The organism is Paenibacillus sp. 2RAB27 (assembly GCF_052115445.1).
Lineage (GTDB): Bacteria > Bacillota > Bacilli > Paenibacillales > NBRC-103111 > Paenibacillus_E.
Window position 1 is genome coordinate 294,075 of sequence record NZ_JBFRGR010000005.1, and the last position, 24,945, is coordinate 319,019.

At 51.9% G+C, this 24,945-nt stretch carries 18 protein-coding genes and 2 pseudogenes; 18 read left to right on the forward strand and 2 right to left on the reverse strand.

The genetic code is table 11. From position 1 onward, the window contains the following. Nucleotides 1-52 precede the first annotated feature (52 nt). From AB4114_RS10330 to AB4114_RS10370, 9 genes and pseudogenes are all read left to right on the forward strand, one after another. Nucleotides 53-934, forward strand: a complete 882-nt coding sequence (locus AB4114_RS10330) for a carbohydrate ABC transporter permease (RefSeq protein WP_441988375.1) — start codon at nucleotides 53-55, stop codon at nucleotides 932-934. Beyond that, a complete protein-coding gene (locus AB4114_RS10335; RefSeq protein WP_441988376.1) occupies nucleotides 927-1,757 on the forward strand; it encodes a carbohydrate ABC transporter permease in 831 nt (276 codons plus the stop codon). The genes AB4114_RS10330 and AB4114_RS10335 overlap by 8 nt, the downstream gene beginning before the upstream one ends. Continuing rightward, nucleotides 1,754-3,757: an alpha/beta hydrolase family protein gene (locus tag AB4114_RS10340; RefSeq protein ID WP_441988377.1), complete on the forward strand. Its 2,004-nt coding sequence runs from the start codon at nucleotides 1,754-1,756 to the stop codon at nucleotides 3,755-3,757. Before AB4114_RS10335 ends, AB4114_RS10340 begins: the two co-directional genes overlap by 4 nt. Before the next feature lie 31 nt (nucleotides 3,758-3,788). Next, complete coding sequence (locus AB4114_RS10345) at nucleotides 3,789-5,036, forward strand: Gfo/Idh/MocA family protein (RefSeq protein ID WP_441988378.1); 1,248 nt, start codon at nucleotides 3,789-3,791, stop codon at nucleotides 5,034-5,036. Between the two features lie 138 nt (nucleotides 5,037-5,174). Next, on the forward strand, nucleotides 5,175-5,876 hold the full coding sequence (locus AB4114_RS10350; RefSeq protein ID WP_441988379.1) for a carbohydrate ABC transporter permease: 702 nt from the start codon (nucleotides 5,175-5,177) through the stop codon (nucleotides 5,874-5,876). Beyond that, entirely contained in the window at nucleotides 5,839-6,006 is a 168-nt protein-coding gene (locus AB4114_RS10355) for a hypothetical protein (RefSeq protein ID WP_441988380.1), read from the forward strand. Before AB4114_RS10350 ends, AB4114_RS10355 begins: the two co-directional genes overlap by 38 nt. A 352-nt stretch (nucleotides 6,007-6,358) precedes the next feature. Further along, on the forward strand, nucleotides 6,359-8,536 hold the full coding sequence (locus tag AB4114_RS10360) for a right-handed parallel beta-helix repeat-containing protein (protein WP_441988381.1): 2,178 nt from the start codon (nucleotides 6,359-6,361) through the stop codon (nucleotides 8,534-8,536). Nucleotides 8,537-8,685: 149 nt separating this feature from the next. Beyond that, nucleotides 8,686-13,248 (forward strand): DUF4838 domain-containing protein, encoded by a 4,563-nt coding sequence (locus AB4114_RS10365; RefSeq protein WP_441988382.1) that lies wholly within the window; start codon nucleotides 8,686-8,688, stop codon nucleotides 13,246-13,248. Nucleotides 13,249-13,350: 102 nt separating this feature from the next. After that, nucleotides 13,351-13,587, forward strand: a pseudogene (locus AB4114_RS10370) (carbohydrate binding domain-containing protein); the annotation flags it as partial. A 34-nt stretch (nucleotides 13,588-13,621) separates the two neighbouring features. Here AB4114_RS10370 and AB4114_RS10375 read toward each other — a convergent pair. Then, nucleotides 13,622-14,322: pseudogene (locus tag AB4114_RS10375) on the reverse strand (IS6 family transposase). Nucleotides 14,323-14,647: 325 nt separating this feature from the next. Between AB4114_RS10375 and AB4114_RS10380 the strand changes: the two are divergent. From AB4114_RS10380 to AB4114_RS10420, 9 genes are read left to right on the forward strand one after another with little or no spacing between them, the layout of a single operon-like run. Then, the gene (locus AB4114_RS10380; protein WP_441988383.1) at nucleotides 14,648-15,550 is read left to right on the forward strand and encodes a fumarylacetoacetate hydrolase family protein; all 903 of its coding nucleotides are present in this window, start codon (nucleotides 14,648-14,650) and stop codon (nucleotides 15,548-15,550) included. Between the two features lie 25 nt (nucleotides 15,551-15,575). Next, on the forward strand, nucleotides 15,576-16,454 hold the full coding sequence (locus tag AB4114_RS10385) for an SMP-30/gluconolactonase/LRE family protein (RefSeq protein WP_441988384.1): 879 nt from the start codon (nucleotides 15,576-15,578) through the stop codon (nucleotides 16,452-16,454). A gap of 56 nt (nucleotides 16,455-16,510) precedes the next feature. Further along, nucleotides 16,511-17,608: an alanine racemase gene (locus AB4114_RS10390; RefSeq protein ID WP_441988385.1), complete on the forward strand. Its 1,098-nt coding sequence runs from the start codon at nucleotides 16,511-16,513 to the stop codon at nucleotides 17,606-17,608. An 18-nt stretch (nucleotides 17,609-17,626) separates the two neighbouring features. Next, nucleotides 17,627-18,025 (forward strand): RidA family protein, encoded by a 399-nt coding sequence (locus AB4114_RS10395; RefSeq protein WP_441988386.1) that lies wholly within the window; start codon nucleotides 17,627-17,629, stop codon nucleotides 18,023-18,025. A gap of 5 nt (nucleotides 18,026-18,030) precedes the next feature. Then, nucleotides 18,031-19,359, forward strand: coding sequence for a M20 family metallopeptidase (locus tag AB4114_RS10400; protein WP_441988387.1), 1,329 nt, complete (start codon nucleotides 18,031-18,033; stop codon nucleotides 19,357-19,359). Next, the gene (locus AB4114_RS10405; protein WP_441988388.1) at nucleotides 19,356-20,846 is read left to right on the forward strand and encodes a M81 family metallopeptidase; all 1,491 of its coding nucleotides are present in this window, start codon (nucleotides 19,356-19,358) and stop codon (nucleotides 20,844-20,846) included. Before AB4114_RS10400 ends, AB4114_RS10405 begins: the two co-directional genes overlap by 4 nt. 18 nt (nucleotides 20,847-20,864) lie before the next feature. Continuing rightward, nucleotides 20,865-22,178 (forward strand): aspartate aminotransferase family protein, encoded by a 1,314-nt coding sequence (locus AB4114_RS10410; protein ID WP_441988389.1) that lies wholly within the window; start codon nucleotides 20,865-20,867, stop codon nucleotides 22,176-22,178. A gap of 55 nt (nucleotides 22,179-22,233) precedes the next feature. Further along, complete coding sequence (locus AB4114_RS10415; protein WP_441988390.1) at nucleotides 22,234-22,992, forward strand: SDR family NAD(P)-dependent oxidoreductase; 759 nt, start codon at nucleotides 22,234-22,236, stop codon at nucleotides 22,990-22,992. Between the two features lie 47 nt (nucleotides 22,993-23,039). Beyond that, nucleotides 23,040-23,831 (forward strand): IclR family transcriptional regulator, encoded by a 792-nt coding sequence (locus tag AB4114_RS10420; protein WP_441988391.1) that lies wholly within the window; start codon nucleotides 23,040-23,042, stop codon nucleotides 23,829-23,831. Between the two features lie 180 nt (nucleotides 23,832-24,011). On the opposite strand, the gene AB4114_RS10425 is transcribed toward AB4114_RS10420, so the two are convergent. Beyond that, nucleotides 24,012-24,881, reverse strand: a complete 870-nt coding sequence (locus AB4114_RS10425; RefSeq protein WP_441988392.1) for an AraC family transcriptional regulator — start codon at nucleotides 24,879-24,881, stop codon at nucleotides 24,012-24,014. Nucleotides 24,882-24,945 lie beyond the last annotated feature (64 nt).

The following is a 24,945-nucleotide window of genomic DNA, read 5'->3' on the forward strand; positions in this document are numbered from 1 at the left end:
TTCGTGATCAAAAGACGACTTTTTGAACTTCCTCTTAAAAGGTGGTGTCCGGATGCATAAACATAACTATTGGGGCTATATTTTCACGCTTCCTTTTACGATTGGCCTTCTCGTCTTCACGGTGTTTCCCGTCGTCTTCTCGGGGTATATCTCGTTCGCCGAATGGGATTTGTTTAATCCGCCTAAGTGGGTCGGGCTTGCTAACTGGAAGGATGTATTCGGGGAGAAAGTATATTGGATCGCGCTCCGAAACGTGTTGTACTTCGCACTTATTTTTGTCCCGTTGCAGACGTTGCTGGCGCTTGTGATCGCCCACCTGCTGAACCAGGGGCTCCGAGGTCAAGCGCTGCTCAGGCTGTTTTATTTTCTCCCTGTCGTAACGCCTTGGATGGCTGCAGGGGTGATATGGGCATGGATCTTCAATACGCAATATGGGGTGCTGAACTGGACGCTCTCGCTTGTTCATATTCCGGCTGTCAAATGGATCTCTAGCATGGACTGGTGGGTCGTCATCGGAAGCATCGCGCTCGTCAACGTGTGGAAGGGCGTCGGTTCCTCGATGATTTTATTGTTGGCTGGTTTACAAACTGTTTCCAAGGATATGAAAGAAGCGGCACAAATCGACGGAGCGAGCAATTGGAATTATTTTATCCGAATTGTGTTTCCTCTCGTCTCGCCGATGATCTATATGGTGTTGATCTTGTCCACGATTTCGGCTTTCCAGGCATTCGACGTGTTCCTTAGTATGTTTGGATCGCTGCTCGCTAACGTACCGGAACGTGCTTTGGTTCCTAATATGCTGATTTTTGGGCAAGCGATGCAGCAGTTCAAGATGGGGACGGCTTCTGCGGGCGCATGGGCTTTGTTTGCGATTATTTTGACCATTACGTTATTCCAGCGCTACTTCGAGAAAAGGTGGGTGCACTATGACTGATAACCGCGCAATCGGCAAAATCGTATCCTATATCCTCCTGTTTCTTGGGGCGCTGGTGATGCTGTTTCCGTTCCTCTGGATGGTGTCCACTTCGCTGAAGACAGTAGGAGCACTTAGCGCAATGCCGCCCCAGCTCATTCCTAAACCGCTCACTTTCGAGGCGTATAAAGAAGTTTGGGACAAAGTCAATTTCGGTCGCTATACCGTGAACAGTGTGTTGCTTGTCATTGTCGATATGTTGGGTACCCTGCTCTCCTGTTCGTTCGTTGCGTTCGGTCTGGCGATGTACGAGTTCAAGCTGCGCAAGCCGTTGTATATCGCGATGTTGGCGACGCTAATGATTCCGACGCAAGTTACGCTTGTCCCAAGTTATTTTATTTGGAAATCATTCCATGCGCTTGATACGTATTATCCCTTGATTATTCCTAGCTTTCTCGGCGGGGCATTCGGTATTTTCCTGATGCATCAATATTTTAAATCGCTCCCTAAGGAGTTGTATGAAGCCGCTGTCGTCGATGGGTACAGTCCGCCAAGAATTTTTACAAAAATATATTTACCCTTGAGCAAGCCAGCGTTGTCCGCACTCGGCGTGTTTACGTTTATGGGTGTGTGGAATAACGCGATGGGACCGCTCATCTATTTGCAAAATAAAGCGCTGTACACGCTCCCGATCGGCCTGCTTTATTTGAGAAACGACTCGAATATTAGTCAGACGGTCATTATGGCGGGAGCTGTGATTGTGACGATTCCGGTTATTATCGTGTACTTAGCCGCGCAGAAACAATTCATTCAGGGCATCGCGTCGACGGGGTTGAAAGGATGAAAATCACCGATTTGGAGACGTGGCGCTTGCGGGATTTCGATGTGAAAGATCAGCTTCGGCAGTATGTGTACAGCCGATCGTTGGCCGCTTTCGCCGCAGGCGATCGCGACCGGGACGCCATTGTGACGCAGGAGCAATTGGAGACGCGCAGGAAGACGATGCGAGCGAAGCTGCTGGAGCAGCTTGGCGGGTTGCCGTCATCCGACGCAGCGCTCGAACCTTGTGTGACCGAGACGGTTGCTTTTGCAGAATACCGGGTAGAAAAAATCGTCTTTCAAGCTCGCCCGCAAACGTATGTGACGGCTAATCTTTACGTTCCTGATGACGTTCGCTCCCCGCGAGGCGCAGTTGTGTTTGCTTGTGGGCATGACATGTTAGCGAAGCATAGCATTGAATATCAGAACGCGTGCCAATATCTTGTCGGGGCCGGGCTGATCGTTATGGCGATCGATCCGATCGGCCAAGGGGAACGGCTAAGTTACTACGATCCCGAGACGAAGCAAACAACAGTCGGCTGGGGGACGGGTGAGCATGAGCATGCCGGTGAGCAATGCTGGCCGCTTGGAGACGGGATTGCGCGATATTTTCTTCACGACATGATGCGGGCGATCGATTATTTGGTTACCCGACCCGAGGTCGATTCTGGCAAAATCGGCATCACCGGTAATTCCGGCGGCGGCATGCAAACGTGCATGGCGATGCTGGTCGACGACCTGATCGCGGCGGCAGCGCCGGGCACGTTCCTGTCGAGCCGGGAAGCGATTATGCTGTCCGGTAAGCCCCAGGATGCGGAACAAATTTGGCCGGGCATGACCGCCATCGGCTTCGATCACGAGGATAGCTTGCTGGCGATGGCGCCGCGTCCGGTGCTGGTACTCGCTTCGACGGACGATTTTTTTCCGATCGAAGGGACGCGAAGGACTGTGGAGCGGGCTCGGCGGTTTTGGGCAATGTGTGGCCACGCTGACGGGCTTGAGTTGTTCGAGGACGAGGCGGTGCACAAGTACACCGAGCATCATGCGCAAGCAGCGGCGATGTTCTTCGCGAAGCATTTGAACGGCGAAGCTCGCTCTGTTCGTCATGTGCGGCCAGCCTTGGCGGAGCCTTCCCTGCTATGGTGTACGGCGAGCGGTCAGGTGAAGAGTGACTACGCGGATACGCGGACTATATGGGAGGAAAATCGTGATCGCGCCGCTGAACTGGCAGTGATGCGGAGCAGGCTGTCCGAACAGGAACGCGAGCTCCAGGCCAGAAGCTGGCTGAAACAGAAAGTATTCGATGGTAGGTATGCGGTGTCGCTGAACGACAACGTAATGGGCGGCAGGCGTACGGTGCCGCTAAACCCCCGCTATCTCGCGTTACCGCTGGCGGATGAGCAATTGCGTGTGCGCAGCGTCTTCTGGCGAAGCCAGGAGCTGTTGTTCAGTCATGCGCTCGTATTCCGCAATGTGCAGCAGGGCGATGCGAGCCTCCCAGTTACAATCGCCGTCTGGAACGGCGGAACTTCACGGCTGCAGCCGCATATGCCGTGGATTCGCGAGCAATGTGCTGGCGGACGCATCGTTATGGTGCTTGATGTGGCGGGAGCCGGGGCGCTGGCGCCGAACCCGGTTAACACGTTCCCGGTAGACGCACCGTTCGGCACGATTCACAAGCTGGCGATGGACTTGTTCTGGCTCGATGACAGCTTGGCGGCGCTGCGGACATTCGATGTTTTGAGGGCGCTCGATATGGCTGAGTGTCTAAGAGGATGCGTACACGCGGACGATGATATTCACGTGTATACGCATGGGACGTTCAGTGTGTACGCCCAATTGGCGGCGGGCTTGGATCGCCGTGTGGCGAAGCTCGAGGTAGTCGGGGGCTGCCACAGCGTGAGTGAATGGGTGCAGGAGCGCCATTATGACATACAGGACCGTGTCGCGACGATCATGCCGGGCATGCTGCGTTATTTGGACTTGCCGGATTTGCACGACTGGAGAGACAGTGAGTTGGATTAGATTTAGATTTAGAGAAAAGGGAGAAACCGCCATGAAAAAATACGTCATCATAGGGGCCGGCGGTCGAGCGCTCAGCATGTTCGCAAGACCGCTTGTCACGGAACTGAAACCTTTTGCCGATCTGGTTGGGGTATGCGACATTAATCCGGTTCGGGCGAGCGTTTTGAGCGAGCAAGCCGGGAACGTGCCGGTGTTTGACGATTTCGACGTGATGCTTGCGGCAACGAAGCCGGACGCGGTGATCGTTACGACGCCTGACAGCTTGCATCACGAATACATTATTCGGACGCTGGAGGCGGGCTGCAACGCGATCTCCGAGAAGCCGATGACGACGGACGCGGAGAAGTGCCGCGCGATCATTGAGGCGGAGCAACGGACGGGTCGCAAAGTCATCGTCACGTTCAACTGCCGGTTTATGCCGTATGTTGTCCGGATCAAGGAGTTGCTGAAGGAAGGCGCGATCGGCGACATCCTGCACGTAACCTTGAACTGGTCGCTTGATACGGATCATGGTGCGGATTATTTTCGGCGCTGGCATCGGCAGATGAGCAATAGCGGCGGTCTGCTTATCCACAAGTCGACGCATCATTTCGACATGGTCAATTGGTGGTTGGACGACGAGCCGGACACAGTTTATGCCAACGGGGCGCGGCTGTTCTACGGTCCGACCCGCGAACAGCGCGGCCATACGTGCTCGACTTGTGCGCATACGAGCACATGCGATTTTTACTACGATGTCACAGCCGATCCGTTTACGAAATCGTTCTATAAGGATGCAGAAGCGCATGACGGGTATTTCCGGGATCAGTGCGTGTTCGGAGAGGACATTGATATTTATGACACGATGTCGCTAAATGTCAAGTATAAGAAGGGGACGCAACTATCGTATTCGCTCAACGCCTATAGCCCTTATGAGGGTTGGAGGGCAACGTTCGTCGGCACGAAAGGCCGAATCGAGGCGGAGGATTATCATAGCGGCCTTGGCTTGCAAGAACCGAACAATGTGATCCGTATTTTCAATCGCGCGGGAGAATTGCTGACCATGCAAGCCGCTAAAGCAACCGGCGCTCATGGCGGCGGCGACCAGCGTTTGCGGCGGATGATTTTTGCTGGCGACTTGGCAGACCCACTTGGTCAAATGGCTGGCTCGCATGCGGGAGCGATGTCTATGTTGATCGGCGCGGCGGCCAACGTCTCGATTGCGAGCGGAGAGCAAGTCGCGATCGGGGATTTGCGGCAGAGTTCTCTTCGCCCGATATCGTCTCGGATCAGAAGCTGACTCCAAACATCCTGATTTACAGGGATGCCTTCCTGACATCGAAAATGGGCTACGCTTCCGCCATGTCCTGGGCGTTGTTCGCGTTGATCATCTCGGTTACGCTCGTGCAGAAATGGTTTGAGAAGAGGTGGGTTCATTATGAGTAAACGGATTTCATGGAAGAACGGAATCATTCATATTCTGTTGATCATTGGCGGGCTCGTGATGCTGATGCCGTTCTATTGGATGGTCGCCACCTCGCTCAAGTCAAGTGGAAACGTGATGAAGCTACCTCCGCAGTGGATTCCGAATCCGATCGATTGGAGCTTTTATTCGACGGTATGGATCAAGGTGGACTTTGCGCGCTATATGCTCAACAGCTTTTTCATCGTCACGCTTGATATTATCGGCACCCTGCTGTCTTGCGCGATGGTTGCTTTCGGTTTGGCGATGTTCAACTTCAGGCTGAAAAAACCGCTCTATCTCGCGATGCTTTCCACGCTCATGCTGCCGGCGCAGGTGACGATGATACCGGGCTATTTCATTTGGAAATCGCTTGGCGGGCTTGACACGTATATGCCGCTTATCGTTCCGAGCTTCCTGGCCGGCGCGTTCGGCATTTTCCTGTTACATCAGTTTTACAAAAACGTGCCGAGAGAACTGTTCGAAGCGATGACGATCGACGGCTGCGGACCTTGGTGGGTGCTGTGGCGTATCTATTTTCCATTGTCGCGTTCGGCCTTGTCGGCGCTCGGGGTATTTACGTTCATGGGCGTTTGGAGCAATACGATGGGGCCGCTCTTATACCTGCATGACAAAAAAGATGTTTACGCTGCCGCTCGGCCTGCTCTTCCTGAGTAACGACGTCGGCGTTGAGCCCCAGCTGCTAATGGCCGGCGCGGTGATCGTCACGATTCCGGTCATTATTATTTTCATCATCGCGCAAAAGCTGTTCGTAGAGGGGATCGCTTCTACCGGGCTGAAAGGGTAAACGTGCGATGCAAACAAGCTCCGCTTCGTGCTGTGATTGGAAGCGTAATAGGGAGTGCGGTTCTTCATGCAAGAACGCAGGCTTCATGTAATCCCGAATATAGGGATGCCTTGATTCGAATGGTCTTCCAAGAAGACTGAGGTTCCATTCAGGACAAAGACATGGAAGTTACTGGCTGTTTCCGGAATGGGATGGTTGGTTTCCCCGTGTCTAAATCATAAATGAAAGGAGATCATTCCGCATCCTGAGCGGAACAAACGACGAATCATCGGTGAATCGCCCCCTGAATCCACATTTGAAAAATCGCCTTTAACAAAATCACTTTCATTCATATTCATAGGAGGGATAAAACATGCCGAGCGATACGTTCGAATCTGATTCGGGTATGCAACAGGCGGGAATTGAAAATAGAATTAGCCGGAGGAAACTAATTGCTTCCATCGGTATTGTAGGTGCAGCGACTGTGGCTTCAACCATGTTCGGACAAAAAAGCGTGTTCGGAAATGGTAATGGTAATGGAAATACGGTGACGCAATCAGTTTACGGTTCGGGCGTTGGTTGGGCTGGTACCTGTTGCATCCCTATTAAATTGGCCGATTTGAGAGCCAGTTCAGAACCGCTGTCCGACGATTTGTATTACATAACGGATGCCGGACAAGAAGGACATTTTATTGGCGATGCGTCCGATACGGTTTCGACTGATAATACGGGAACTGTTGTCGTCTCGGCATCCGGCGTCCGATACAAGCGCATCATTACTACGGATTTTGTGAATGTGAAATGGTTCGGCGCCAAGGGAGACGGGCTGACGGATGATACCGTGTTGGTTCAGAACGCCGATAATACGGCCGCAGCATTGTCCAAACGTTTATATTTTCCATCAGGAACTTACATGACTTACGGATTATTGCTCCATACCTCGTGGTTCAGCTACGAAGGAGCAACCGTAAAAAATAATTCGCCGGGATCCAATAGATACAACTTTTTGAGAATAACCGGACAAAACGGCATCGAAATCGCGGGATTGACGTTCGATGGAGCGGTAAGCCCGGATCCGGTGGCTTGGAGCAGTTCCAACTACGATTCTTTTACCGGTGCCCTTGCTTTTGTTGTATACAGCAGCAGTAACATTCACCTGCAGCAGTGTGTATTCCAAAATAGCGTGATGTCGACGTTGAGGGTTGAAAGTTGTAATTCGGTTACGGTCGTCGATTGTACGATGAGAAAAGCCAGAGGAAATTTCGGTGACGCTGTTTACGTGGTCGGTAGCCGCAATGTCAAATTTGACCGCTGTTTGGCCGAAGACTATACGCGCATCGGGTTCGTCTCTGAAAGTAAGAGTACCAATCTGTCTTACTCGCAATGTTACGCTCGTTTCGGACATGATCAGTCCAAGCTTTACGGAGGAGGCGAATATAATACTGGATTTTGGGCCGAAAATTCGGAGAACGTAACGTATTCCCAATGCGTGGCCGAAAATAACACCCAAAGCGGCTTTACGGTAGCGCCGGGGGCCAACCGACTCCATGAATCGGCAGCGGCGGCTTTCGTGCTTGACTCTTGTATCGCTATCGATAATTTGTATGGGGTTATCGCAGACGATAGTCTGGCCAATTGTTTTTCAGTCACATGCTCCGGTTGTTACGTAACGGGCTCCAGATATGGAGTTGCGGTAAATGCGTGCCATCCGAACGATGTGGTGAGGCTGAATGAATGTTCGATCCAATTGCGCGTAAGCGCGCCCGGACAGCTGGCCGTGGGAATTATATGTAGCGGCAACGAATCTCAATCAACGATTCAAATCAGTAATTGCACGTTCGATCATAACGGAATGGATATGAATGCATTCGCATCAAGTGCGTCATCCTCCGGAGATATCGTTGTGTACAATCAAGCCAAGTTTCATATGCATATCGACCGATGCACCTGCGTCGCCACTTCCGAACCGCTTTATTTGAAAGCGCTTAATGGTACTCCATTATTGAAAGCAGCGAATAGTTTCTTGGCGATTCCGATGCTCTTTAATTTTCTGGGGGCCTATTTTGACAATTGTAAGTTTTTGGGAAATAATCATGTATTTGGAGGTTTCTCTGCGACAGCTGAGATCCAATTTCACAAATGTTCCGTCTTCGGAGGAATGCATCTCACGACAACCGGACGGATCCTTTTTGATGATGTAAGGTTTGCTTTATCAGGCACACAAATGATATTCATTGCGAGAACAGCTGAAAATAAAAATATACTTCTTGAATTTGTTAATTGCCGCTTTGAAAAGGATATCGATACTTCCGATTATATTGTCCGTATTCAAGAAGAAGGAACAATAAAGCCGACTACGTTGTTCAAGGGTTGCGTTTTTTATAATGTAAATGATGTCATAACCTCGACTAATACGTTTGTTTGGATTGTCCGGGCAGGAACAAATTATTATTACTCGGAGTGCTTTTCAGACGATACCGTGCAAAAACCTTTGAAAGTGAACACGTCGCTTACAATACCTTCCGGGAATGTGATGCTGGATCTCCATTAAATCATTCGATTTGGTTTGGTCCGTTTCGCTTGAAACAGTACTTTGAGGAGGAGGTGTATATGGAAGAAAGGGAAATTCGTTTTAATTGGCTTAATTTATAGGTTTTGCGGAATAAGGGAAATCGATTACTTAGAAACGGGAGGTTCAAGATGCAACGAATTCGGTTTATCGGAACGAAGTTTATTCTATTGCTTATTTTGAGTCTGATGCTTCCTTCATTTGAATCCGTATTGAATCTGGGGTCTGTAGCGCATGGCGCGGAAAATTCGGATTCTGGCAATTTGACTGACATTAAAGGACATTGGGCGGAAAAGCAACTGTTGGATTGGTCTGCCCGGGGATATATTCAAGGGTATGCGGATGGTGCGTTCCAGCCGGACAACATCGTAACCCGTTTGGAGTTTATGGCATTTGTCAACCGATCATTCGGATTTACCGAGAAGGTACCCATCCATTTTCGGGATCTGGCAGCTTCTAATTGGGCCTATGATGAAGTAGCCAAGGCGGTTGCCGCCGGATATATCGAAGGATATGAAGACGGAACGATCGGTGCGGATCGTCCGATTAGCCGTCAGGAGACGGCTATCATGATTGCCAGGCTGATCCGGTTGGACGGTACGGTCTATCGCGCCGCTACCGGTCGATTTAGCGATACAAGCGCCATTGCCGAATGGAGCAGGGAGGCCGTAGGGGCGGCGGCCAATGCCGGCTTATTGGAAGGATATGAAGACGGCAAATTTAAACCGGAAGCGCCGATTACCCGTGCAGAGGCTGTCGTTATCCTAGACCGCACAGTTGCAGTAAGATATACGGCGACCTACGATCAAGAGGGAACATACGGACCGTCCGAAGGAGTCGAAACCGTCAGACGGGACGTTGTGGTAAATGCTGCCGGCATTTCCTTGCGGAATATGCGAATAACCGGCAACCTGATTCTGGCTGAAGGAATCGGCGCAGGTGAAGTATTCCTGGAAAATGTGACGATTGAAGGAACGACGACAGCGAAAAGCAAGGGAGTCCAGTTGAATGTCGGCGAGGGATCGACGATTGTGTCTCTTTTGTTGGAGGCAGTGGCCAAAGTTACAGGAAAAGGCCAGATCCAAAAAGCTGTCATAAGCGAACAGGCGAAAGCTTCAACATTCGAGAAGAAACCGGATAAGGTGGAGGGAGCAGGTTCGACATCGCCGTCGCCAACGCCAACGACCAATGGCGGTGATAATGGCAACGATACCCCATCTGCACCGACACCATCGACTGCGCCTACTGCGAAACCTTTGGCCATCGTCTCGCAAGGGCAAGCCCATGCTGTCATTGTCAAGCCGGTGCAGAGCGATAGGGAAATAAACGAAGCGACAGCGGCAATTGCTGACTATATCGGTCGTGCGACTGGCGTAACACTATCGGTATATACGGTCGATCAACTGGAAGGGATGATGTTGGATCCCTCTACGGTTACGATACGGATTGGAGCCGGCTCCTACACCGAAGATCGGGAACTTGCAGATGAAGTGGGAGCTTTGCATCCTGACGGATTTATAATCGTTCCTGATAACAACCAGTTGATCATCGCAAGTCCGACGCTGATTGGAACACGTAATGGCGCATACGCCTTTTTGGAGAAATATGTAGGTGTTACGTGGCTATTTCCGGGGGAAGAGTGGGTTGATGTTCCGCATCTGGACGAACTGCTTCTGCCAAACGAACGTTGGAAAGATGAGCCAACAGCGTTCTCGTTAAAGCGCACGATGAATATGGGCAGCGAGTCGGTTTATGGCACGCTTCGTACAGATTGGCAACGCCAGAACCGGACGATTTCGGCATCTGACATCGCACTTGGCCATAACCTTTTCAATGTTTTCCCGGTTCAGAAATATGGAGATACGACAAAGTATCCGAATTTTTATCCGAATAATAAGCCGCCTGCTCCTGGTGCAGACGTGGGATGGCAGCCGTGTTACAGCAATCCGGCTACTGTTACAGAAGCGGTATACAATATAAAAGAGTTCTTCCGAAATAATCCGAAAGCAAATTCTTTCTCTCTTGCTGTTAACGATATAGGGGGCTATTGCGAAGGAAGTCCTGCTCATCCTTTATATCCGAACAAGGTCAATTCAGTCGGCAGGCAGGACATGTCGGACATTTATTACAAATGGGTGAATGAGGTTGCCGAAGGTGTACTGGCGGACTATCCGGACAAATGGTTTGGTGTTTATGCGTATGAGGAAGTTGCGGATGTTCCTTCGTTCAAGTTGAACCCGCGTGTCATTCCTGTGATAACGAAGGATCGGTTAGCCTGGGTTGACCCGGAAGTGGAAGCGCGAGGCAAAGCGCATATGGAAGCTTGGAGTGAAAAGGCGACACAATTGGGCTGGTATGATTACATGCTGAGTTATGTATATCCGCTTCCGCGTGTTTATCCGCATCTGCTAGAAGAGTTGTACACGTATGCACAGGAGAAAAATGTGCTCGTACACCACTGGGATATGCATCCTGTGCTCGGGGACGGCCCTCAGCCCTGGCTCATCGCCAAGCTCGGCTGGAGTATGGAGCAGAGTGCGGATACATTACTCGATCATTGGTATCAAGCAGCGGTAGGTCTGGAAGCGGCTCCGTACTTGAGAAAGTATTTTGATCTGTGGGAACAATTCTGGAGAACGAAGGCAACACAGTCATCCTGGTTCCAAGCTTCCAAGGATGACACCTACTTATCGATGAGAAATGACTCGTATTTAGCGCTTGCAAGAGACGAGCTCATTCAAAGTCGCTCCTTGCTTGAATCGGTACTCACTAAGGCTCAGACGGCGCAACAAAAAACAAGAGCGGGGCAGTTATTGCGCCAATTGGAATATTACGAAGCTTCTGGGCTCTCTTATCCGCGTCAGATCCAAAAGCCGACTAGCGATAACGACGTGTTGGCACTGTTGAACGATATGGAACAAACATTAGAAGATCGATTAAAGTTGGTGAAGCGCCGGCCGGAACTCATTGCCGAATATAACCAAAGCCCGACGCTAAGATACCCTGCCGATCCGATTTCATACGGGGAAACTTGGTCCGGTTGGAATGCAGATGAACTATGGCATGTCAAACATTACCTAGAGGATCACGGTCCTTTGGATGAGAATAACGCGATTATGCAACGCATTCACGCTTTCCAGAAAGACGCTTCCAAGCCGAAGCTTCGCGAATTCGCGAATTTGCTAGATCGCACCAATATCGGGCAGTCTTTAGCTGTCGATGCTTCATTCGAGGAGTCTGGTATTCCTACTTGGAATAAATGGCGGCCGGATAATAAGGCGAATATCGAAGTTACGGATGAACAGTCGTTTAGCGGAACACACAGTTTGCGTTTCACAAACGCCAAGCAAGCTGGTGTGTGGAAGTTTGTGGATGTTAATCCGGGATTATTGGCTTCTTCCGTCAAATTTTTCACGCCGGCAGGGATAACCAGCAAAGGGATCGTTCAAATCGTCATTGAGCTCCATACCGGGAAGGATAAATTGGTGTATTTCTCCAAATCGATAATATTAGCCGATCATGCCGGGCAATGGACGGAGATCAACTTCTTGGAAGAAATGCCAGCGCAAATTAACGGTCGCGATATTCAAAATATTCTAATCAACACGCAAGTTAGTAATGCAGAAGATGCCACCGTCTATTTGGATGACCTTGGGGTTTATCAAGCTCGAAACGGCGGCGCAGCAAATTTGATTGACGTTGTAAATGGCTATATCCTTGCAGAGAAGTTGACCGGCGCCCAAGCTCAGCCGATGCTTGGATTACTCGAATCGGCCGATCAAAAATATCAGCGGAATGAGATTGAACCCTATGTAGATCTTCTTGCTGATTTCATCGCAGAAGCGGAGCGGCTTCGGTCTACTGACGTATTAGGCGAAGCCGACAGTCAGGCTATCGTTGACGGAGCGTATGCGCTGATCAGAAAACAGATTAATCTTCAGCTCTCAAGTGAAGAGATCAAGGTTACGCGTGCAGGGACGTATAAGGTTCCAGTAACGATCAAAAATAATGGTTCCGTCCCTCTGAATGTTGAGCTTTCCGGCACGGGGGCGAATGGGATTCAACTCCAGTTTGCCAGCCCGGTTACGATTCCTGCCAACCAGTCGTTGATGGTAGAAGGAACATTAACCGTCCCTGTGGGATTGGGAGAAGGCGACTACTTCGTGGAAATTCGTTTGGGAATGGGCGGCAAGGATGCGCTGCATACAAGACTCAAGGTAGCGTATTACGCAAACTTGTTGAATAATCCCAGCTTTGAAAAGGTGAGTACGACGAATCCCTTACTTCCAAGCGATTGGTCCTCGACAAAAATGGAGCGATCGAATGAGCAGGCGCATAGCGGAAGCTATGCTGTCAAAGCGACGCCTGATCCGGGGAATCCGGGACTAGCGATAGAAGGCCGTTCACACAATGTTGCGATTACTCCCGGAGCTAAATATCGTTTGAGCGGGTGGGTGTACAGCGAAAATAGCAAAGCAAGATTTGGCTTACGCCAAACGAATCAGACGAGTGCATCCTTGAGTTATAGCTATACKCCGATCAGCACCTCTGGTCCGGGATGGCAGTACCTTGAATTAGAACTTGTCCCCCGAGCAGATGCAACGATTCTCCAGGTTTATTTGAGATTAGAGCCAAACGTTGGAGCGCCTGCATGGTTCGACGACGTGAAGCTTGAAATCATTCCAACGCCGTAGTGAAAAACGCGTATATCCTTTTGCTGAGGATATGCGCGTTTTGCCTAGGTTCATCATACGTACAATGCAATGCTTCCATGCTGATGGCCGCTTGTTCCCGGAGCCAAATATAAGCTGACGGGCTGGGTGAAGACAGAAGCGACTGCAGGCTCGGTTGCACTTGGCGTGCGCCAAATCGACGCCGGCGGTGCGTCTATGACCTACACGTGGACGGAAGCGGCGAAAACCGGCGATTGGACGAAGGTCGAGGTCGTCTTTACGGCCCAGGCAAATACGAAGCGCGGAGCGGTATTCTTTAAACTCGATCAGGCCGCGAACGGTTGTGGTGCAAGAATATAAAATGGATAGAAAATACCTATAAATTGTAATTTAACTATGCCACTATACCAAATATTTTATTGAGCCATTCTACGGAAGATAGGACAGACGAATTATTTTCCGCCTGCCCTTTACTAATCATATGCATAGCCTCGATTCCCCTCAACGTCTGCTCTGCAGTGTGAAACGTTTTGAAACCAAGCATTGGTTTTGTGATTTTCTTTATGAATCGATGATCTTGCTCCACAATGTTGTTTAAATACTTTGTCTGTCTAACCAAAGTTCCTTTAGGCATGGCTTTTTCATTTATTAATTCTTGTATGGCTGGTGGATATGTCGGGTTTTTATCCAAAGTGATCACACGTGGTAATTGATTATGTGGTGAGGTCAATGCTTTTGTGAAGAAACGCTTAGCTGCTGGCATATCTCGATTTTCGGATAACATAAAATCAATCGTTTTCCTCATAGAATCAACCGCTCTATATAAATACTTCCATTGACTTTGATGTACGTTTCGTCCGTTCTGTACGAATCATTTGTGGGTTTTAAATAGGGGCGGATTCGTTTGTCTATTTCGGGCCCAAACTCATGGACCCATCTCATGATCGTCGTATGGGAAATCTCTAATCCCCGCTCACTCATTATTTCTACGATGTCTCGATAACTTAAACTATATTTTAAATACCATCGCACGGTTAGTAAAATGATTGCTGACTCATATTGCTTCCATTTAAATAAATCCAATTTGGTTTCCATAAGTTGCTCCATCCCATGTCTTCATTATCAGTTACGTTATCATGTATTAGAGCTTTGCACCACTACCCGTCGGGTTCTGTGGGGGTTCGGCCACAAGTTGGGAGACTCTTCTACCCAGAGACTTTCTTTTCTGCTCGATTCTTATTACTCCTTTTTTTAAAATTAACGGGCTTTGGTTATCTGAGAGGAGTTAAAAATTAGGTCGTGAGCCACTCGTACAACAGGGATTGGCATGGCATCGAAAAGTGATTTACAAGATAATTCCGTTATGTTATGTTTTAAATGAAACATTGGTTTCGTTTGATGAAACAAAGCGAGGGATGTTATGAAATTACTTACTTTTTTCAAGGGAATGGAGCTGCATTTTGGGGTCCATACCAGAAAAGGCGTGCTTGATGTGACGAGCGCGATCTCGACGGCTTCCCAGGATAACCTTGTCCCGCTGACGATGATGGATGCGATTGCAGGCGGGGCGGAAGCGCTGAACAATCTCGATCAGTTTGTTGAGCGGATTCTTGCTGATGCAGACAGTTCCTCGTTGCTGCTGGATGAAGCCAATTTGACGTTGGGACCGTGTGTGACGCATCCGGGCAAAATCATCTGCGTAGGTCTCAATTACCGGAAGCATGCGGAAGAATCGCAAATGGCGGTTCCCCAGTACCCGATCCTGTTCAACAAGTTCAACAACACCCTTACCGGTCATGGGGCCGATGTCGCCTTGCCCAAAGTATCTGCGAAAGTGGATTACGAAGCGGAGCTCGCGATTGTCATCGGTAAAACGGCGAAATATGTACCGAAGGAAGCTGCGCTCGAGCATGTTTTTGGCTACTGTTGCGTCAACGACTTGTCTGCGCGCGACCTGCAAATGCGTACAAACCAGTGGCTGCTGGGGAAATCCTGCGACGGATTCAGCCCTCTCGGGCCGTACCTTGTTACTACCGATGAAGTTGGAAACCCGAACGACCTGTCGATCCGAAGCACTGTCAACGGTGAGCTGCGGCAAAACTCCAACACGTCCGACATGATCTTTTATTGTGACGAGATCGTTAGTTACATCTCACAGCATATGACACTTCTGCCTGGTGATATCATCCTCACCGGCACTCCGGAAGGCGTCGTACTAGGCTATCCGGAAGAGAAACAAGTGTGGCTGAAAGACGGCGATATGGTAACCATTGAAATCGAGAAACTGGGATCGCTGACGAACAGGATGATTGCGGAAGCTTGAAGATGAGCGGGGGAGGAGATGGAAGGTGGATAATCGCCTGGAATTGATTGCAGCCGGAAGAGCGAAGCTCGGGGAAGGGCCTTGTTGGGATGCCGACAACCGAGTGCTGTATTGGGTCGATGTCACAGGTAAAAAGCTTTTTACGTATCAGCCGGTTACGGGTGTTCATCAGGAAGCCGAATTTGACCGCTTGATCGGGGCAGCCGTCCCGAGAAGCAGCGGCGGGCTGATGCTGGTCATGCAGGACGGCTTCCATTTCTTCGATCCGAAAAGCGGTGCCCTGACGAAACTGTGCGACCCTGAAGGCCACTTGCCGGACAATCGCTTCAATGACGGCAAGTGCGATGCCCTCGGACGGCTGTGGGCTGGAACGATGAGTATGAAGGGCGACAAGGCAGCGGGAACTTTATATTGCCTGGACACGGATTTGAGCGTTCGAGCGGTCGTTGAACAAGTCGGAATTTCCAACGGGCTAGACTGGAGCCCTGATAATACCATCATGTATTATATCGATTCGGTAACGAAACGGGTTTCGGCCTTCGATTTTGATTTGTCCGCAGGAACGGTAGGCAATCGGCGGACGATTGTGACGATACCAGAGGACGATGGACTCCCTGACGGTATGACCGTTGATAGGGAGGGGATGATTTGGGTCGCGCAGTGGGGAGGCAGCAAAGTTTCCAGGTGGAATCCTTATACAGGCGAGCTGATGGAGATCGTCCCTGTACCGGCATCACTCGTCACCTCGTGCGCATTTGGCGGCGAAAAACTGGATGAATTGTTTATCACGACGGCAAGAGAAGGGCTGGATGATCAGACTTTGCGCGGGCAACCGCATGCAGGAGGTCTGTTCAGGCTTAGAACACGAGTCGCAGGATTGCCTGCCAACCGTTTCGGAGGGTAATCGCTGCTGATCGATCGAGGACTTATTGACATTTCTATTGTGAGTGGAGGGGCTATATGTCATCGTTTCTAAAGGATCTCGAGACCCCGGCCGTTGTGATCGACTTGGACCGGTTGGAGGACAACCTCCGTCGAACGGCGGAAATTGCGGCGCAAGCCGGCGTGAAGTTGAGACCCCATATCAAGACCCATAAAAGCGTCTGGATTGCCAAACGGCAACTGGAACTCGGCGCCTGCGGCATTACCGTTGCCAAGCTTGGCGAGGCAGAAGTGATGGCAGATGCGGGGATTCGCGATATTTTGGTCGCGTATCCGATTATCGGCAAGAGCAAGCTCGCGAGGCTGGCCTCGCTCATGGAGAAGGCGAAGGTGATCGTCAGCGTGGATAGTATCGAGGCGGCTGCAGGATTGGCCGAGCTCGGGAAATCGCTGGGCGTGCGGATTCCGCTTTATCTCGATGTCAATTCCGGACTGAACCGCTGCGGAAGGGAGCCCGGCGCCGAGTCCGCTGAACTTGGGCTGCGCATCGGTGAACTGCCCGGGCTTGACCTTATCGGGCTGATGACTCATGCCGGACATGTGTACGGCAAGCCGGCGGCGGAAGGCTGCCGGGAGGTCGCGCACGCGGAAGCACATGCGCTGCTGCTGACGCAGGAGCAGCTTCGGCTGCAAGGGATGGACGTGAAGGAGATCAGCGTTGGCTCCACCCCGACCAGCAAATTTGCCGCAGAGCTTCCAGGCATAACGGAAATTCGCCCGGGCGCTTATGTGTTCGGCGACGGATCGCAGCTTTATCCCGGCACGATTATGGAAGCGGAATGCGCAATGCGCATCTATGCGACCGTTGTCAGCACACCGCGTCCCGGAACGGTCATCATCGACGCAGGCTCCAAGACGCTGACGACAGATGTCAGCGTGCATCGTCCCGGGTACGGCTATATGCCGGAGTATCCGTCCGCCGTCATTGAACGGCTGAGCGAGGAACACGGCATCGTTCGGACAGAGGCCGATTGCCCGCTGCGGATCGGTGATGTTGTCTCGATCATCCCGAATCATTGTTGTACGGTCACTAATTTGCACGACCAATTGCTCGGTGTGCGAGGCGAAGGCGTTGAACGCCCTATATCCGTTGATGCACGCGGCAAAATCAAATAAGCGAAGGAGTAAACCTCTATGTCTCAATGGATTCATACCGATCAAGCCCCTAACTTTCCACTCCCATTCTCACAAGCCTTGCGTGCTGGCGATTTCGTCTATGTTTCGGGTCAAGTAGGTGTCGATCCGGAAACGCGCCAAGTGGTTGGCTCTACAATCGAAACGCAGACTCTGCAGTCTCTGCGCAACATCGAGATCATCTTGGCTGCGGCGGGCTTGACCCTCGATCATGTCGTCAAAGTGAACGCGTATCTTTCGCGACTGGAGGATTTCCCGGGCTATAACAAGGTGTATGAAAGCGTGATGAAGCGCCCGTTTCCGGCGCGCACCTCGGTGCAAAGCGGCATTGGCGACTATCTGGTGGAAATCGATGTCGTTGCGTACGTTCATACCGTGCGCGGTGAAACGAAAGGGTGAATTGCGTGGAGCTTGAAACGTTATCCCGACGTATCGGCCAGTGGGTTCAAACGAATCGCGAAGAAGCGGTTGAACTTGCGCAATGCTTGGTCAGGATTGAAAGCGTGAATCATCCACCTCATGGAAACGAACGGGCCTTCCAGCACATGGTGGCCGAATGGCTGAGGTCGGAAGGTGCAGAAGTGGAAGTTTACGACATCCGTTCGGTGCCGGGGCTCGAGGCTCATCCTGGCTATATGCAGGGCCGGGATTATGCCGACAGACCTAACGTCGTCGGACGATTCCGGGGCGAGGGGGGAGGCAGGTCGCTGATGTTTTCAAGCCACGCAGATACGGTGCACGAAGGTAGAAAACCATGGCGGTTTCCTCCATTCAGCGGCGTGATTGAGAACGACAAGTTGTATGGACGCGGCGCATACGATATGAAAGGCGGCTTGGCCGCCTCGCTCATGGCGATCCGTTGCTTGCGCGATTTGGGCGTTAAGCTAAAGGGCGACGTCATCGCCGAAAGCGTCGTCGATGAAGAGTATGGCGGCTCCAATGGGGCGCTGGCTGCCCGGTTACATGGACCGGATGCGGATATGGCGATCATCCCGGAGCCAAGCAATTTGAAGCTGTACCCGGCGCACCTGGGGGGTGGTGCCTGGAAAGCAGCGTTCACAGGCAAGAACGGCATCGTCTTCAACGGCGAACAGATTGTCAACGCACTGGATGCTGCAGTTGACTTTGTTCGATTATTGCGGGAGTTCGGAGATCATTTGCGAAACCGCTATCCGGCGCCCGAGTTGTGGCGCAGCAGCAAGGAGGCGGAGGTCGCCACGCTTAAGATCGTGACCGGGGATCCGAATCGCGAAGTGACGGAAATGTCCGACACCGGCGAGGTGCGATTCTGGATCGAAGGCTATCCGGGGATGACCGGGGACGGGATCATCGGGGAGCTTTGGTCGTTTTACGAGTCCCGGCTTGACGCGTTCCCGATTCTTCGCTCATGCCGGCCCGTTATTACGCCGATGATTCGTTACCTCGAGGCGAGCGCTTTGCCGGATGACGAGCGAAGCCGGACTTTTCTTGAAGTCGCCGCATCTGCGGGGGAACGCTCGCTCGGGAAGCCTTGCGGCGAACCGATGGGAGCGCCTTTCACTTGCGACGCCTTTATGTTCAATCTGTATAGCAGCACGCCTGCGCTTGTTCTCGGTCCGACAGGCGGCAACGCGCATGCGCCTGACGAGTATTTGGACATTGACAGCTACTTGAGCCTTATTGCATGGTATGCGGAGCTGACGGCGGAATGGTGCGGAATTTGCGCAATGGCTGATAGGGAGGTTAAGGCATGATTACACAGGAATCGGTGCAGATCGCCGTCGCGGGCATTTTGCATGAAACCAATACGTTTGCGCCTGGGCTTACGGAATTGGCGAACTTCAAGGGAGAATGGGTCGCAGGGCGCGAGGCATTCTACGAACGCTACAGCGGTACCCGCACCTCCATGGGCGGTGTCATCGATGCGGCTGACCGACATGGCATCGAGCTGAAGCCGGGGGTATATGCGGCGGCTACGCCCAGCGGGATGGTGAGCAGCGAAGCGGCGGATGAGCTGATCGATGCGGTTGTGGCATCGATTGACCCGGAAGCTTCCGGCCTCGTGCTCATTATGCACGGTGCGATGGCGTCCGAGCAGTATGGCGATCTGGAAGGCGAATGTCTGCGGAGAATCCGCGAAAAGCGCGGCGCCGCATTTCCAATCGCCATGACGATTGATCTTCACGGCAATGTTAGTCCCGCGATGGTGCGTCTTGCTGACGTAATCGTTGGCTACGATACGTATCCCCACATCGATATGCACGAGCGCGCAGAAGAGGCGTTCGGTCTTCTGGTGCGGATCATTCGCCGGGAGATTTCACCTGTGCGTTCTTATTCCCATACGGGCATGCTGGTCGTTCCCCAGGCGATGATGACTGAAGAGGGAAGCATGAAGTTGCTCATGGATCGGGCGTTTGACATGGAAACGAATCCCCATGTACTGAACGTGACGGTTGTCGGCGGATTTCCTTATTGCGATGTAGCGGATGCGGGTATGTCGTTCATCGTCACGACGGATGGCGATCAGGAGCTCGCTGAGCGTTGCGCCTCCGAGCTCGCGCAGATGGCGATCGGAATGAAAGACCTGTTCGAGATCGACCAAATGCCGCCGGCCAGCGCGGTTTCTGCGGCGCTGGCCGAGCCGCTGGGCCCGGTCATTCTCGCCGAGGGGTCCGATAATGTCGGCGGTGGCGCCCCTGCTGATGCGACGCATGTGCTGGCTTGCTTGACGAACGTTCAGCAGAAGGCACTAGTCGTCATCAGGGACGAGGCGGCCGTGCGCCGTGCGTTTGAGATCGGCATTGGCGCCACCTTCGAAGGCAAGGTCGGAGGAAAAAGCGATCGGCTGCATGGCGAACCCGTTATGGTGAACGGCAAGGTGCGGCTCTTGTTCGACGGGAAATATCGGCATATCGGTCCGTATATGACCGGCGGACGGGCGGACATGGGGAACACGGCAGTCGTCGAGTGTGGACAGTTGACGCTGGTGCTGACGGAGAAGCGGGCAGCGCCATGGGACTTGGGTCATGTCCGGAGCGTCGGCTTATGGCCGGAAGACTTCAAAATTATTGTCGTCAAATCGGCCATCGCTTGGCAAGCCGCGTTCGGCCGGTTCGCCAAACGCGTCATTCACGTCGATTCGCCTGGATGCTGCAGTGCGAATTTACGGCATTTCGAGTATCGTCAGGTGCGGAGACCGGCCTATCCGCTTGACGCAGAGCCGAATCTGATTCTTGATTGATCGAAGGAGGGACAAGAGATGTCCAGAAATTATGAAACATCACAACGGCTGTTGGCCGAATCCAAACGCTATTTGTCTGGAGGTGTGGCCTCCTCGCTGCGCAGCGCGATGAAGCCGACGCCCCTGTTTGCGGAGTCCGGCAGCGGGCCGCGCGTCCGAGATGTGGACGGCAATGCCTATATCGATTATCTGCTCGCTTATGGTCCGCTGATTCTCGGCCATGCTCATCCATCCTTGATGGAGGGTGTGGGCGAAGCGCTGCGTAACAGCGTCACGTATGGCTTGCAGCATAAGGGTGAGATCGAGCTCGCAAAGCTGCTGACGGAACTGCTTCCCTGCGCTGAACGGGTAGCGCTCAGCGGCTCAGGGACAGAGGCCGTCATGCTGGCGCTCCGTCTTGCGCGAGCTTACACGGGCAAACGGAAAGTTGTCCGCTTTCACGGCCATTACCACGGTTGGTCGGATGCGATTTTCACCTCGTTTCCAAGCGCAGATATGCGGCAATCCGCGGCAGCCGGCGCTGCCGACAGCCATATTGTTCCCGGTACTGGAGGGCAAAGCGAGCTCAGTCTGCAGGACATCATCTTGCTGCCTTGGAACGACGCTGAAGTGCTGGAAGCGGTGTTGCGGCAGGAAAAAGATGATATTGCGGCGGTCATCACGGAACCCGTGATGTGCAACTCTGGCTGCATCCATCCGAAGCCTGGCTATATGCAGCGGATGCGTGAATTGACCGACGAGCTTGGTATCGTCATGATTATGGATGAAGTGATTACCGGTTTCAGGCTCGGTCTCGGAGGGGCTCATGGCAAGTTTGGACTGATGCCGGATCTGGTCACGATCGGCAAGGCGATGGGGGGAGGCATCGCGATCAGCGGCGTGGCCGGAAAGGCAGACATTATGGCGCTGATCGAAGACGGAACCGTCAGCCATTTGGGCACGTTGAACGGCAACTGCGCGGCAACGGCGGCGGCGTTGGCAACGCTTGGCGAACTGGGCAAAAACGGCGGTTCGGTATACCAGCTGATGGAGCAAACGGCCGACAAGCTGGTGCAGGGCATCCGATCGCTTCTGGTCAAGCGAGGCATTCCCGGCTTGATCAACCAGGCAGGCCCCGTGTTCCACTTGATGTTTACGGATGAAACCAAGGTGGAAGATTTCGTCTCGTTCAACAAGCGGGATGCCTCTCGCTATGTCAGGTTCGCCGAGCGGTTGCTCGAGGAAGGCGTGCTTGTCCGTGCAAGCGGCTTATGGTATGTTTCGGCGTCACATGGCGAAGCGGAAGTTGAGTCGACGCTCGAGTCGGTCGATCGGGCGTTGGCAGGCTTGTAATTCGTGGATGTATGACAGGTCGGGTGCAAGAAGGAACAGAAGAGAGGTTAACGAGATGAGACTAAGCGGCAAAATTGCTTTGATAACGGGAGGCTCCGCGGGGATTGGCAAAGCGATTGCTGCCCGCTTCGGAGCTGAGGGAGCTTGCATTGCCATAACGGGGCGGGACAAGGAAACGCTGGAGCAGGCAGTTGCCGAAATCAAAGAGCAAGGCGGGGACGCCATTGCGATTTGCGGCGATGTGCAAAGGGCGGCCGATGTGGCGAACATGGTTCGGACGGTTCAGGATCAGTGGGGGACGATTGACGTGCTGGTCAACAATGCGGGAATCTGTCGCACCTCCCCTTTCCTGGACATCAGCGAAGAGGACTGGGAGCAGCACATGGCGATCAATCTGAAAGGCACGTTTCTCGTCGGTCAGGCTGTCGCGCGGGAGATGGTGAAACGCGGGCAAGGCGGCTCGATTATCAACATGTCGAGCGTAAACGGTCTTGCGGCGGAAGCGGATCAGGCGCACTACAACGCGACCAAAGGGGGCATCAACTTGCTCACCATGTCGATGGCGCTCGAACTGGCGCCGCTCGGCATACGCGTCAATGCCTTGTGCCCGGGAATGATCGAGACGCGGCTGACCAAGCCGCTGATCGATAACCCAGTTGCGCTCGGGCCGTACTTGCACACGATCCCGATGGGGCGCGTCGGACAGCCGGATGAAATCGCCGATGCGGCGCTGTTTCTCGCCTCCGGCGATTCGCGCTATATGACGGGCCATTGTCTGGTAGTTGATGGAGGGCAGTTCATTAAGTTATCCTAATAATGGACGATCAGACTCGCCCTAGGCGGTAGACGGAGGAACGAGCAATGAACAAGGAAGAGGAAGAGAAACAGGGACGCTATACGATCCAATCGATCGACAAAGCGCTGGATCTGCTCGAACTGCTGGCCGATCGCGGGTCCCTCAGCTTGATCGAATTGAATGAACTGCTGGAACAGCCCAAATCGTCGACATACCGGATTGTGCTTACGCTTGAGAACCGGGGATTCATCAGCCGCAGCGACGAGGATGGCAAGTATTGCCTCGGGTACAAGCAACTGATGCTGACGCGAAACTTGCTGGAGCGGAATACGCTCCGCTCGGCGGCTTTGCAGGAAATGAAGCGGTTGTCCGAACGGTACGGCGACACGGTCAATTTGGGAGTTTTGGTGGGGGGCAGCGTTCTCTATGTGGAAATTATCGAAAGTACACATGCGCTGCGCATGACGGATGCCATCGGATCACGGTCGCCGTTTCACGCCACGGCAATCGGCAAGGCGATTGCGGCATATTTGCCGCAGGGCGCCGTTCATGAGCTGGTAGCTTCATACGGACTGCCTGCCATGATGCCGAATACGATCGTATCGGAAGATAAGCTGTTCGCGGAGCTGGAACACATCCGCAAGATGGGCTACGCGCTTGACGATCAGGAAATGGTCGAAGGTGCCCGCTGTCTGGCGGCTCCTGTGTTCGATCTGCATGGCCATCCGCTTGGGGCGATCAGCCTATCCGGCGCTGCGCATCGCTTCGCAGCGGACAAGGTGCCTGAAATCGTCGTGCATCTGCGGGAAGCGGCTGCAGTCGCTTCCCGCAAGCTTGGATTTCTACAAGGGCCTTGACGGAAGTTCGGATAAATTTCATCGAAAATAGGCTTATTTCGTGTTCGCGATGTGGTAAAGCTATTTAAGGATGCCGGTGTAGCACGACCCGGATGGGAACGAGCGACGGGGCGGAATAAGAGTAATTAACGCGTAGAGCCGCTGTATACGGTCTACGCGTTTTTACGTCGTTCTTATAGATCAAATTCCTTTTCGAAATTGTAATGGTGTGTATCCATTTTTTTGTTTAAAAACTTTACTGAAATGCCCTACATCGTAAAATCCTATTAAACCGGCAACCTCCGTAATGCTAATGTTTGAATCCAATAGCAGTTGTTTGGCACGGTGCAAGCGAACATCGGTAACCATTTGCATAGGAGTCATCCCGAACAGCTTCTTAAATTCACGTAAAAAATGAAAGGAACTCATATTGGACTGACTGCTAATTTCCTCTAAATTTATTTTATTCGCATACTGTTTTTCTATGTAATCCACTGCTGGCTTCAACTTCGCGTATTGTTCAATATAGCGGACAGGACTTACATCTAAACTAATTTCAATAGCATACATGCGTAAAATGGATACGATAAATGAATAGATTTCCGAAATAATTAACAATTCATAGCCAATAAGCTTTGATGTATGTTCTTCATTTACCGTTTTGAACCCTTCATTTAATTTAGGCCAAAGTTTATGGGTAGGTTTATATTGGTTGCGGATTTTTCGATGTCCCAATAATAATGAAATCCATAGTTCTGTTTCCTGGTTTGCAATTGCGCGATATAGCAAAACTCGATCGAAGAGCATACCCTGGATCATAGGATCGACCTCTTCGTCTTTATTCATCACAGAATGAACTTGGCGACTGTTAAAAAAGAAAATATCGCCTTCTTCACCGATGTAAGTTAGTTCGTCGACTTTAACTTGAACGGAGCCTGAAACAACTTGAATGATTTCCAGTTGCTCGTGCCAATGCGGCAGGACGAGATAATTGTTATTCATTTGCTTTACTCGCGTTATTTTGAATGGGAATCGTTGGTTATAATCTATAGTCTGCTGTTGTGTTTCCATTTGATGGCCCCTCCTCTTTGCAAGCGCTTCCTCGGATACTATTGATTATACGCTATTTTTTATA